Source organism: Actinosynnema sp. NPDC059335 (genome assembly GCF_042752395.1).
Lineage (GTDB): Bacteria > Actinomycetota > Actinomycetes > Mycobacteriales > Pseudonocardiaceae > Actinosynnema.
On record NZ_JBHYXZ010000030.1, the window covers coordinates 1 to 14,091 of the forward strand.

The 14,091-nt window shown below is 75.3% G+C and carries 1 protein-coding gene; it reads right to left on the minus strand.

Annotated elements, in window-relative coordinates; genetic code table 11:
* The coding region (locus ACFXGA_RS12300) for an amino acid adenylation domain-containing protein (RefSeq protein ID WP_378087112.1) at positions 1–14,091 on the minus strand (14,091 nt) is incomplete at both ends.

Consider the following 14,091-nt stretch of genomic DNA (forward strand, 5'->3'; position numbering starts at 1 on the left):
AACGACGCCACCAGCTCCTCGGCCGCGCCCGGCTCGAAGAGGCCCGGGTCGGCCGCCAGGCCCAGGCGCAGGGTGTCGGCGGTGCGCGTGGCGGCCAGCGAGAGGTCGAACCGGCTGCGGCCGCCGCCGATCGGCACCTCGCCGATGGCCAGGCCGTCCGGCGCGCCGTCGGCGTCCTGCCCGAGCGCGGTGAAGGAGAACATGGTGCCGAACAAGGGGTTCGCGGCCTCGGCGCGGTCCGGCGCGACCGCGCGGACCACGTGCTCGAACGGCGCTTCCTGGTGCGCGAACGCCTCCAGCACCACGGTCCGGACGCGGTCGAGGTAGGTCGGGAAGTCCTCGTCCGGGTCGACCGTCACGCGCACGGCGAGCGTGTTGACGAAGAACCCGACCACCGGCGCGAGGTCCGGGTGCGACCGACCGGACACCGGGACGCCCACGACGACGTCGCGCTCACCCGAGTGCCGGGCCACCAGCAGGCAGTACACCGCCAGGTAGACCATGAAGTCGGTCGCGCCGGTCTCCGCCCGGAGCCGGTCCAGCTCGGCCAGGTCCGCCACGGGGACGGTGCCGGTGGACTCGTCGGCGTCCGCCGTCGCGTGCTCCTGCCGCACGCCGCGTGACCGCGGCCAGGAGGACGCCGTGCCGTCGAGCGTGCGACGCCAGTACGCGAGGTCGTCGTCCGCCCGCCGCCGCACCAGCTCGCGGTGCCAGACCGCGTAGTCCGCGTACCGGACGTCCAGCGGCGGCAGCGCGGCGGCCTCCGGGTCGCCGCCCGCCCGGTACAACGCCCACAGCTCGCGGTCCACGATCTCCGCCGACCACTCGTCGGTCGCGATGTGGTGGGCGACGAACAGGACCACGTGGTGGTCGGGCGCGGTGCGCCAGACGTGCGCCCGCAGCACCGGCCCGGCGCCCAGGTCGAACGGGCGGCGGGCCGCCTCGGTGACGAGGGCCGGCAGGTCGGCCTCGCGCACGTCCCGCGGCGTGAGGTCCAGGTCGAGGGTCGGGGAGATCCGCTGCACCACGCGGGCCTCGGCGTCGAGGTGCAGCGTCGTGCGGAACGGCTCGTGCCGCTCGACCAGGGCGTCGGCCGCCCGCGCCAGCACGGCCAGGTCGAGGTTGCCGCGGACGTCGTAGCCCCACGGGACGTTGTAGGTGGGGTCGTCGGGGGCGAGCTGCCACAGGAAGAACTGCCGCTCCTGGGCGTGCGACGCGGGCAGGTCGCCTCCGGTGCGGTCGAGCCGGGGAATCCGGTCCACGGACGCGCTCCGGTCGACCAATTCGGCCTGGGCGGCGACGGTCGGGCGGGCGAACACCTCGTGCAACGGCAGGTCGATGCCCAACTCCGCGCCGACCCGCATCGCCAACCGCACGGCCAACAGGGAGTGCCCGCCGAGGGTGAAGAAGTCGTCGTGCACACCGACCTCGGCGACGCCCAGCAACGCCCGCCACACCTCGGCGACCCGCCGCTCGGTCTCCGTCCTCGGCCGGACCGGCTCCCGGCCGGGCAGGTGCGCCACGACCTCGTCCGGCACGGTCAGCGCGGCGCGGTCGAGCTTGCCGCCCACCGTCATCGGCAGCGCGTCCAGCCGCACGACCACGCCCGGGACCGCCGCCGCGGGCAGCCGACCCGCGAGGTGGTCGCGGATCGCCGACCGGTCGAGCACCGCGCCGGGAGCCGTCACCAGGTGGGCGACCAGCCGCAACCGGCCGTCGCCGCCGAGGGCTTGCGCGGTGACCGCCGCCGCCTCGACCGCCGGGTGGGCGCGCAACACGGCCTCGACCTCTTCCGGTTCGACGCGCTGGCCCTGGATCTTGACCTGGTGGTCGTTGCGCCCCAGGAACTCGATCTGCCCGTCCGCCGTGTACCGGCCCAAGTCGCCCGTGCGGTACAACCGACCGCCCGGCTCACCCCACGGATCGGGCACGAACACCGCCGCCGTCGCCCCCGGTCGGCCGACGTAACCCCGACCCACGCCCGGACCGCCGATCACGATCTCGCCCACCGAGCCCGGCGCGACCAACGACAGGGCCTCGTCCACCAGGTACACCCGCGCGTTGCCGTACGGCCGCCCGAGCACCGGCGTGCCGTGGTCGTGGACGGCCGCGAACGCCACGTCCACGGTCGCCTCGGCCGGTCCGTACGTGTTGTGCGCGACCACGTCCGGGTGGGCGCGCAACGCCTGCCACAGGTCCGGCGGGCACGCCTCGCCGCCGATCACGACCAGCTTCGGCGGGTGCGGCGCGTCCAGCAGACCCGCCTCCACCATCAACTGCACCTGCGAGGTCGTGGCGTCCACCACGTCCACCGCCCGCGCCGGGTCGTGCGCCCGCTCGACCAGCGAGCGCGGGTCGCGGCGCTCGGCGGCGGGCAGGACCAGCAGCCGGTGGCCGTCCAGCAGCGCCAGGACCTGCGCCAGGAAGAAGTCGGAGATGAACGCCGACGTCGCGGTGAGCACCCGGGAGTGCGGCGCCACCCCGGCCTGCCGCACCCGCGGCACGAGCAGGTGCTCGGCGTAGTTCGCGAGGCCGCCGTGGTGGACCACCACGCCCTTGGGCCGCCCGGTCGACCCGGACGTGAACATCACGTACGCCAGGTCTTCCGCGCCCACTCGCGGTAGGACCGCCTCGGGTGCGTCACCGTCCGGGGACACGGTCGGCCACGAGCCCGGCACGGGCTCCCGCGACACGACCACGGACGGCTTGGCGTCGTCCAGCATCATCGTCAAACGGGCCGCGGGCAGGTCGGGGTCCAGCGGCAGGAACGCGGCACCGGCCTTCCACACCGCCCATACCGCGACCACGGCGTCCACATCGGGCCGCAGGTGCAGGCCGACCACGTCGCCACGCCGCACACCGGAGACCACCAGGTGACGCGCCAACGACTCGCTGCGCGCGTCCAACTCGGCGAACGTCAACTCCTCGGCACCCGACTCCACCGCCACCAGACCCGACCACCGACCGACCCGCTCCCGCAACAGCTCGTGCACCGGCGTTGGGCTCGCGGGCAGCGAGGCGTCGCCGGTCCACTCCGCGATGCGCCGCTCCTCCCGGTCGCTCGCGCGGAGCAGGTCCGACACACCGGTGCGCGGCGCGGTGTTCAGCGCGTGCAGCAGGTCGGTGAACGAGGTGAGCAGCTCCTCGGCCGCGCCCGGCGTGAACAGCCCGGTGTCGAGCCCCAGGGTCAGGTGCAGGCCGTTGGCGGTCCGGGTGGTGCCCAGGGACAGGTCGAACTGGTTGGCGCCGCCGCTCATCGGCAGGTCGCGGACCGTCAGGCCGTCCGGCGTGCCGCCGGCGTCGTGGCCGCCCGCCGTGAACGAGAACATGGTGCGGAACAACGGGTTCGCGGTCTCGGCGCGGTCCGGTGCGACCGCGCGCACGACGTGCTCGAACGGCGCTTCCTGGTGCTCGAACGCCTCCAGCACCACGGTCCGGACGCGACCGAGGTAGGTCGCGAAGTCCTCGTCGAGGCGCACGGCCACGCGCACCGCGAGCGTGTTCACGAAGAACCCGACCACCGGCGCGAGGTCCGGGTGCGACCGACCGGACACCGGGACGCCGACCACGACGTCCCGCTCACCCGAGTGCCGGGCCAGCAGGAGGCAGTACACCGCCAGGTAGAGCATGAAGTCGGTCGCGCCGGTCTCGGCCCGGAGCCGGTCCAGGCCGGCCAGGTCCGCCGGGAGGACGGTCCGCGAGCACTCCTCGGCCGGGGCGCTCTCCACGCGGGCGCCGGGCGAGCGCGGCCAAGACGACGCAGCGCCGTCGAGCGTGCGACGCCAGTAGGCCAGGTCGTCCGCGCCGTGCCGCTCCACCAGATCCCGGTGCCACACCGCGTAGTCCGCGTACCGCACGTCCAGCGGTCGCAGGGCCGCCGACCGGGCGTCGCCGCCCGCGCGGTACAACGCCCACAGCTCGTCGCCGAGGACGTCGATCGACCACTCGTCCACCGCGACGTGGTGGACGACGAACAGGAGCACGTGCCGGTCCGGCGCGGTCCGCCAGACGTGCGCCCGCAGCACCGGCCCGGTGGTGAGGTCGAACGGCCGGTGGGCGGCTTCGGCGACGAGGTCGGGCACGTCGGCCGCGGCGGCGTCCCGCACCGTGACCGGGCTGTCCCAGGTGGCGGCGACGCGCTGGCGGACCCGGCCCGTCGCGTCGAGGTGCAGGGTGGTGCGGAACGGCTCGTGCCGCTCGACCAGGGCGTTCACCGAGGCGGTCAGCGCGGTCAGGTCGAGGTCGCCCTCGATCTCGTAACCCCACGGCACGGTGTAGGTCGATCCCCGCGGGTCGAGCTGCCACAGGACCCACTGCCGCTCCTGGGCGTGCGACGCGGGCAGGTCGCCTCCGGTGCGGTCGAGCCGCGGAATCCGGCCCACCGACGCGCTCCGGTCGACCAGCTCCGCCTGGGCGGCGACGGTCGGCCGGGCGAACACCTCGTGCAACGGCAGGTCGATGCCCAACTCCGCGCCCACCCGCATCGCCAACCGCACGGCCAGCAGCGAGTGCCCGCCGAGGGTGAAGAAGTCGTCGTGCACACCGACCTCGGCGACGCCCAGCAACGCCCGCCACACCTCGGCGACCCGCCGCTCGGTCTCCGTCCTCGGCAGCACCACGTCACGACGCGCCGGCTGCGCCTCGACGTCGTCCGGCACGGTCAACGCCCGCCGGTCGAGCTTGCCGCCCACCGTCATCGGCAGCGCGTCCACCACCACGAACACCGCGGGCACCGCCGCGGCCGGCAGTCGGCCCGCGAGGTGGTCGCGCAGCTCGGCGCGGTCGACGGGCACGCCCGCCGGGACGACGTGCGCGACCAGCCGGGGGCGGCCGTCGGCCGCGGGTCGGGCGGTCACCGCGGCGGCCTTGATCGCGGGGTGCGTGCGCAGCACCGCCTCGACCTCTTCCGGCTCGACGCGCTGGCCCTGGATCTTGACCTGGTGGTCGTTGCGACCCAGGAACTCGACGTGCCCGTCCACCGTGTACCGGCCCAGGTCGCCCGTCCGGTAGAGCCGGCCGCCCGGCTCACCCCACGGGTCGGGCACGAACACCGCCGCCGTCGCCGACGGGCGATTCACGTAACCCCGACCCACGCCCGGACCGCCGATCACGATCTCCCCGACCGTGCCGGGAGGCACCAGCCGGAGGTCCGCGTCGACCAGGTACATCCGCACGTTCCCGTACGGGCGCCCGATCACCGGCGCGGGGTGCGCGGACATGTCCGCGCAGGCCATCTCGACCGAGACCTCGGCCGGGCCGTAGATGTTGTGCGCCACCACGTCCGGGTGGGCGCGCAACGCCTGCCACAGGTCCGGCGGGCACGCCTCGCCGGCGGCGGAGATCAACCGCGGCGGGTGCGGCGCGTCCAGCAGGCCGGCCTCGACCATGAGCTGCACCTGTGAGGTGGTCACGCCGACCACGTCCACGGCCCGCGCCGGGTCGTGCGCCCGCTCGACCAGCCGACGCGGGTCGCGCCCCTCCGCGCCGGAGACCACCAGGAGCCGGTGGCCGTCCAGCAACGGCATCATCTGCATCAGGAAGAAGTCCGAGATGAACGCCGACGTCCCGGTCACCACCCGGGCGTTGGACCCCGGTGCGAGGCCGGCTCCGCGGGTCCGGGGCAGGGCCAGGTTCTCGGCGTAGTTGGCCAGGTTGCCGTGGTCGACCATCACGCCCTTGGGCCGGCCCGTCGAACCCGACGTGAACATCACGTACGCCAGGTCGCGCGGCCCGACCCGGGGCAGCACCACGCCCGGGACGTCTCCCCCGGCCTCCGGCGTCACGGTCGGCCAGGACCCCGGCACGGTGTCCCGCGACACGACCACGGACGGCTTGGCGTCGTCCAGCATCATCTCCAGGCGCGCCGGCGGCAGCTCCGGGTCCAGCGGCAGGAACGCGGCACCGGCCTTCCACACCGCCCACACCGCCACCACCGCGTCCACGCCCGGCCGCAGGTGCAAACCGACCACGTCACCACGCCGCACACCGGAAACCACCAGGTGACGCGCCAACGACTCGCTGCGCGCGTCCAACTCCGCGAACGTCAACTCCTCGGCACCCGACTCCACCGCCACCAGACCCGACCACCGACCGACCCGCTCCCGCAACAGCTCGTGCACCGGCGTGGCGGGCGCGGGCAGCGAGGAGTCACCGGTCCAGCCGGCCATGGCCGCCCGCTCGCGGTCGCTCGCGGCCAGCAGCTCGCCCACCCCGACGCGCGGCGACGTCCCCAGCGCGTGCAGCAGGTCGGTGAACGACGCCACCAGTTCTTGCGCCGCCCCCGCCTCGAACAACCCGCCGTCGAGCCCGAGGGTCAGGTGCAGGCCGTCCGCCGTCCGGGTCGTGCCCAGCGACAGGTCGAACCGGCTGCCGCTGCCCTGGATCGGCAGGTCGCGCAGGGTGGTTCCGGCCGGCGCCCGGCCGGCGCGGTGCTCGTGACCGGTCTCGGCGGTGAAAGAGAACATGGTGCGGAACAGCGGGGTGGCGCTCCCGGCGCGGTCCGGCGCGACCGCGCGGACCACCTGCTCGAACGGGGCCTCCTGGTGCGCGAACGCCTCCAGGACCACGGTCCGGACGCGGTCGAGGTAGGTCGGGAAGTCCTCGTCGGGATCGACCGTCACGCGCACCGCGAGGGTGTTGACGAAGAACCCGACCACCGGCGCGAGGTCCGGGTGCGACCGGCCGGACACGGGCACGCCGATCACCACGTCCCGCTCACCGGAGTGGCGGGCCAGCAGGAGGCTGTAGACGGCCAGGTAGAGCATGAAGTCGGTGGCGCCGGCCCGGGCGCGGAGGCGTTCCAGCACGGCCAGGTCGTCCGCCGGGACGACGCGGGTACACTGCTCGGCCTCGACGGCGGGAGCCTCGCCCCTGGTGCCGCGGGATCGCGGCCAGGACGACACCGTGCCGTCGAGCGTGCGGCGCCAGTACGCCAGGTCGTCCGCGCCGTGCCGCTCCACCAGATCCCGGTGCCACACCGCGTAGTCCGCGTACCGGACGTCCAGCGGCGGCAGCGAGGCAGCCTCCGGGTCGCCGCCGGCCCGGTACAGGGCCCACAGCTCACCGTCCACGACGTCCAGGGACCACTCGTCGATCGCGATGTGGTGCGCGACGAACACGACCACGTGCCGGTCCGGCGCGGTTCGCCAGACGTCCACCCGCAGCACCGGCCCGGCGGTCAGGTCGAACGGGCGGGCCACCGCCTGCTCGACCAGCCCCGCCAGGTCGGCCTCGGCCACGTCCCGCGCGACCAGGCGGCCGGGCGTGACCTCGCGGACGCGTTGCCGGACCCGGCCGTCCGCGTCCACGTGCAGCGTGGTGCGGAGCGACTCGTGCCGGTCGAGGAGGGCGTCCACGGACGCGGCGAGCACGGCCAGGTCGAGGTCGCCCTCCACCTCGTAGCCCCACGGCACGTGGTAGGTGGAGCTGTCCGGGCTGAGTTGCCACAGGAACCACTGCCGCTCCTGGGCGTGCGACGCGGGCAGGTCCCCGGACGCCGGCCGGTCCACCCGGGCGATCGGCTCGACCGCGCCGGCCGCCGCACGCGCGTCGACCAGCTCCGCCTGGGCGGCCACCGTCGGGCGGGCGAACACCTCGTGCAGCGACAGGTCGACCGCCAGTTCCGCGCCGACCCGCATCGCCAACCGCACGGCCAGCAGCGAATGCCCGCCGAGGGTGAAGAAGTCGTCGTGCACACCGATCTCGGACACGCCCAGCAAGGCGCGCCACACCTCGGCGACCCGCCGCTCGGTCCCGGTGCGCGGGGCCACCACGTCACGACGCGCCGGTTGCGCCTCGACGTCGTCCGGCACGGTCAGCGCGGCGCGGTCGAGCTTGCCGCCCACCGTCATCGGCAGCGCGTCGAGCACCACGAGCACGTTCGGGACCGCCGCCGCCGGCAGCCGGGCGGCGAGGTGGTCGCGGACGTCGTCCCGGTCCACCGGGGCACCGCCCGCCGCGACCAGGTGCGCGACCAGCCGCAACCGGCCGTCGGGCGCGGGCCGCGCGGTCACGGCCGCCGCCTCGACCGCCGGGTGGGCGCGCAGCACGGCCTCGACCTCTTCCGGTTCGACCCGCTGGCCGAGGATCTTGACCTGGAAGTCGCCGCGCCCGAGGAACTCGATCTGGCCGTCCGGCGTGTACCGGCCGAGGTCGCCCGTCCGGTAGAGCCGGCTGCCCGGCTCGCCCCAGGGGTTCGGCACGAACACCGCCGCCGTCGCCGCCGGGCGGTTCACGTAACCCCGGCCCACGCCGGGACCGCCGATCACGATCTCCCCGGCCGCGCCCGGCGCGACCAGCGACAGGGTCTCGTCCACCAGGTAGGCCCGCACGTTGCCGTACGGCCGGCCGATCACCGGCGCACCGTGCGCGCCGATGTCGGCGAACGTCGCGTCGACCGCGGCCTCGGCGGGGCCGTAGGTGTTGTGCGCCGCCACGGCGGGGCGCGAGCGCAGCTCCCGCCACAGGTCGGGCGGGCACGCCTCGCCGCCGATCGCGATCAGCTTCGGCGGGTGCGGCGCGTCCAGCAGACCCGCCTCCACCATCAACTGCACCTGTGAGGTGGTGGCGTCGATGACGTCCACCGCCCGTCGCGGGTTCTGGGCGCGCTCCACCAGCAGGCGCGGGTCGCGGGCCTCCGAGCCGGACAGCACCAGCAGCCGGTGGCCGTCCAGCAGCGGGAGGACCTGTTCGAGGAAGAAGTCGGAGATGAACGCGGACGTCCCGGTCAGCACGCGCGCCTGCCGCCCGGGGTCGATCCCGCCCCGGCGCAGGCGCGGCAGCAGGAGCGCTTCGGCGAAGTTCGCCAGGCCGCCGTGGTCGACCATCACGCCCTTGGGCCGGCCCGTCGAGCCGGACGTGTACATGACGTACGCCAGGTCGCGCGGCCCCACGCGGGGCAGCTCCACGTCCGGCGCGTCGGCGTCGGCGTCCGGGGACAGGGTCGGACGCGGGCCGAGGTCGGCCGTCTCGCGTGACACGACCACGGCCGGGTCGGTGTCGTCCAGCATCACCCGCAGGCGGGCGGGCGGCAGCTCCGGGTCCAGCGGCAGGAACGCCGCGCCGGCCTTCCACGCCGCCCACACCGCGACGATCGCGTCCACGCCCGGCCGCAGGTGCAGGCCCACCACGTCGCCGCGCCGCACGCCGGTCGCGGCCAGGCGCCGCGCCAGGGACTCGCTGCGCGCGTCCAGCCCGGCGAAGGTCAGCTCGTCGCCGCCCGACTCGACCGCCACCGCGGCCGGCCACCGTGCGGCCCGCTCGCGCAGCAGCTCGTGCACCGGCAGCCCGGACACGGGCGCGTCCGTGCCCTGCCAGGAGGCGAGCAGCCGCTCCTCCTCGGGTCCCAGCAGGGACGCCGCGCCGTGGTGCGCCGCGCCGTCGGCGGTCATGGCCCGCAACGACCGCAGGTGGCTGTCCCGCAACCGGGTGACCTGGCCGGCGGTGAGGCCGTCGAGCGCGTAGTCGATCTCCAGCAGCATCCCGTCCGCGCCGGGTTCGTGGCTGAAGGTCACGTCCAGCGGGAAGTTGGTGCGCGCCACGCCGGGCAGCACCGGGTCCGCGCCGGCCTGGTCGAGCGTGCCGTCCGTCGCGAGCCGCGCGATCCGGTGGAAGTTGTTGTAGGTGACGTTGCTGTGGAACAGCGGCCCGCCGCCGCCCAGCTCCCGTTGCAGCGCCGCCATCGGGTAGCGGCGGTGCGGGAGCAGGTCGCGTTCGGCGGCGTGGACCGCGCGGGCGAGGTCGTGCCAATCGCCCTCGGGCAACCGCACCCGCAGGGGCACGGTGTTGAGGAACAGGCCGCGCGCCTCCGCGCCGTCGGCCTCCTCCAGCCGCCCGTTGGCGGTCAGGCCGACCAGCACGTCGGTCGAGCCGGTGACCAGGCCGAGCACCTTGAGGTGCGCGGCGAGCACGACGGTCTTGAGCGACACCCCGGCGCGCCCGGCGAACTCCTCCAGGCCGCGCAGCAACTCGGCGGGCAACGGCGTGGTCAACGACCCGTGGCCCGCGGCCTCGTCGCGCTCGTGGCGCTCACCGGCGACCGTGTCGCCGGCCAGGTGATCGGCGGCCGGGTACCCGCCGGGCCACCGGGCGATCCGGCCGTCCGGCGCGTCGGCGAGGCGGGACCGCCAGTAGTCCCGGCTCTCCGGCGAGTCCAGGGCGGCCCGTTCGGCGGCGACGAAGTCGCGGTACGTCGAGCGCAGCGGCTCGACCGGCGGGCGTTCGCCGGCGAGCAGGCGGTGGTAGCGGTCGGTGATCTCGGCCAGGGTGGAGACCACGCTCCAGCCGTCCAGGATGGAGTGGTGCTCGGTGATGGTCCACTGGAAGGAGTGGTCGGACAGCACGTGCACGGCCATCCGGCACAGCGGGGCCTCGGCCAGGTCGAACCGGGCCGCCTGCTGCTCCCGGACGTGGTCCAGCAACACCGCGCGCCGCTGCTCGGCGGAGGCGTCCCGCAGGTCGACCACGGTGAACGGCACCTCGACGGCGGCGTGCACCAGTTGCAGCGGCTCGCTGAACGCCACCAGGTCGAACGACGTGCGCAGCACCGGGTGGCGGGCCACGACCTGGGCGACCGCCTCCCGGAACGCCGCCTCGGCGAAGCGGCCGGCCAGGCGCATCGTCTCCACGTTGTGGTACGGGTTGCGCGCCCGGTCGCGCTCCATCTCGTAGACCATGCCGACCTGGAGCTGCGCCATCGGGTACGCGTCGACCAGCCCGGACGGCAGCAGCGCGCGGTCGGCCTCGGCCACGAGCGAGAACGGGCTGGTGGCCGGGAGGTCCGCCGCCGCGCCGGTCGCCGCGGTCGTCGCCAGCTCGGCCAGGGTGGGCGCGTCGAGCAGGTCCGACAACCGCAGCGAGATCCCCGCGTCGCGCGCCCGGCCGAGGATCTGGATGCTGCGGATCGAGTCGCCGCCCAGGTCGAAGAAGTTGTCGTGCCGCCCCACCCGGTCCACGCCCAGCACCCGGCGCCAGATGTCGGCCAGCAGCTCCTCGACCTCGCCGACCGGGGGGACGTACCGCTGCCCCATCTCCGGGCGGTGCGCGTCGGGTTCGGGCAGCGCGCGGCGGTCCACCTTGCCCTGCGGGGTCAGCGGCAACGCGGCCAGCGTCACGAAGTGCCGCGGGATCATGTAGTCCGGCAGCCGGCCGCCGAGCCAGGCCCGCAGCTCGTCCGCGGCGGGCGGCGCGTCGTCGGGCACGAGGTAGGCGACCAGGTCGGTCCGCCCCTCGGCGTCGGTGTGCGGGGTGACGGCGGCCTCCAGCAGCCCGGGGTGGCCGGCGAGGACGTTCTCGATCTCCCCCGTCTCGATCCGGTAGCCGCGGACCTTGACCTGCGCGTCGCCCCGGCCCAGGTACTCCAGCCCGCCGCGGGCGTTCCAGCGGGCCAGGTCGCCGCTGCGGTACAGCCGCGCGCCCTCCGCGCCGGACAGGTGGTCGGGCACGAACCGCTGCGCGGTCAGCGCGGGACGTGCCACGTAACCGCGGGTCACGCCGGCCCCGGAGACGTGCAGCTCGCCGGTGACGCCGACCGGGCAGGGCATCCCGTGCTCGTCCAGCACGTGCGCGCCGAGGTCCGGCAGCGGACGCCCGATCGGGCTCACGTCGCCGTCCACGTGGCCCGCGTCCAGCTCCAGGTACGTGACGTGGACGGTGGTCTCGGTGATCCCGTACATGTTGACCAGCAGCGGCGCGGCGTACCCGTGCCGGGACGCCCACCGCCGCACCGACGGCCGGTGCAGCGCCTCGCCGCCGAACACCACGGCGCGCAGCGCGAGGTCGCCGCCCAGCCGCTCGTCGGCCGTCTCGAACTGGCGGAACGCCGAGGGCGTCTGGCTCAGGATCGTCACGCGCTCGTCGCGCACCAGCCGGTGGAACGCCTCCACGTCCCGGCTCACCGCGTGCGGCACCACCACGAGCCGGCCGCCGGTGGTCAACGCGCCCCACATCTCCCACACGGAGAAGTCGAACGCGAAGCTGTGGAACAGCGACCACACGTCGTCCGGCCCGAACGGCAGCCACTCGCGCACGCCGCGCACCAGCCGCACCACGTTCCGGTGCGTCACCACCGTCCCCTTGGGACGCCCGGTCGACCCCGACGTGAAGATCACGTAGCACCCGTGGTCCGGCCCCGCGGCCGGCAGGTCCACGTCCCCGGCGTCGGGCACGTCGTCGAGGTCGACCTGCTCCCACAGCCCCTCCGGGACGGCGGCCGCGGTCTCCGCGTGCACCACGACCAGCGGCGCGCCGACGTCCCGCAGCATGAAGTCCATGCGGTCGGCCGGGAACGCCGTGTCCAGCGGCACGTACACCCCGCCCGCGCGCAGCACCGCCAGGCACGCCACCACGGTCTGCCACGACCGCTCCACGCACACCCCGACGCACACCTCCGGGCCGACGCCCAGGCGCCGCAGGCGGCGGGCCAGCGCGTCGGCGCGGTCGGCCAGTTCGCGGTAGGTCAGGGTGATGCCGTCGGTCAGCGCCGGCGCGTCGGGGCGTTCGGCGGTCACGGCCGCCACCAGGTCGTGCACCGTCGCCGCGCCGGGCACCACCGTCGCGGGCCGCGACCACTCGGCCAGCCGGCGGGCCTCGTCACCGGAGACCAGCGCGACCCGGGTGTGGCGGGCGGCGGGCTCGGCGGTCATCGCGCCGATCGCGCGCAGGTGGTGGTCGCGCAGCAGGGTGACCTGGTCGCGGGTGAGCTTGCGGGTGTCGTACTCCAGTTCCAGGCGCAGCTCCGCGGAACCGGCCTCGCGGCTGAACGACACCAGCAGCGGGAAGCTCGTGCGGCTGGAGCCGGTGGACCCCTGGTCGCCGGCGTCGAGCCGCCACGCGCCGTCGCCCTCGGCCAGCCGGCCGAACCGGTGGAAGTCGTTGTAGACGAAGCCCACGTCGAACAGCGACCCGCCGCCGAGTTCGCGCTGGAGCGCGGCCATCGGGTAGCGGCGGTGCGGCAGGGCGTCGTGCTCGGCCGCGAGGACGGCGCGGGCCAGGTCCTCCCAGCTCGCGTCCGGCAGCGCGACGCGGAACGGGAGGGTGTTGAGGAACAGGCCGCGCACCTCCGCGCCGTCCGCCTCCTCCAACCGCCCGTGCGAGGACAGGCCGATCGTCACGTCGCCCGGCCGGCCGGTGGCGGTGGCGATCACCTTGAGGTGCGCGGCGAGCAGCGCGGTCTTGACCGGGACGCCGGCCCGGCGGGCGAAGTCCTCGACGGCCGCCCGCCGCTCGGCGGACAGCGTGGTGACCAGCGAGCCGTGGCCCAGCTCCTCGTCGCGGTCGTGCCGCTCGCCGGGCACGGTGTCGCCCAGCGCCTCGGGCGCGGCGACCGACCAGCGCGGCAGCGGGCTGCCCTCGCTGCCGGCGAGCAGGTCGTGCCAGTAGGCGCGGGCGGCCGGCGAGGACAGGGCCTCGCGCTCGGCGGCGATGAAGTCGCGGTAGTGGGAGCGCAGCGGTCCGGGTCGGGGGTCGCGCCCGGCCAGCAGCTCCTCGTAGGTGGTGCTGATCTCGGCGAGGGTGGAGGTCAGGCTCCAGCCGTCGAGGATCGCGTGGTGCTCGGTGACGGTCCACTGGAACGCGTCGTCGGACAGCACGTGCACGCCCATCCGGCACAGCGGCGCGACGGTCGGGTCGAAGGCGGTGCGCCGTTCGACGGCCACGTGCTCGTCCACCGCCGCGCGCCCCGCGTCCGGCGCCGTCCCGCGCAGGTCCACCACGGTCAGCGGGATCTCGACGTCCCGGTGCACGAGCTGCGTCGGCACGCGGTAGCGGCTCAGGTCGAACGACGTCCGCAGGACCGGGTGCCGTGCGGTCACGCGGGCCAGCGCCTCGCGGAAGGCCGCCGCGTCGAACGCGCCGGTCAGCCGCATGGTGTGGACGTTGTGGTACGGGGTGCGGCCGGGGTCGCGCTCCATCTCGAAGACCATGCCCGCCTGGAGTTCCGCCATCGGGTAGGCGTCCTCCAGGCCGTCCGGGAGCAGCGCGCGGTCGTCGTCGTCCAGCAGCGAGAAGGGCTCCGAGCGCGGCCCCTCCTCGACGCCGCCCCCGAGCGCGGCCGCGCGCCCCGCCCGGGGGGGGGGGGCCCCCCCCGGCCCCCCC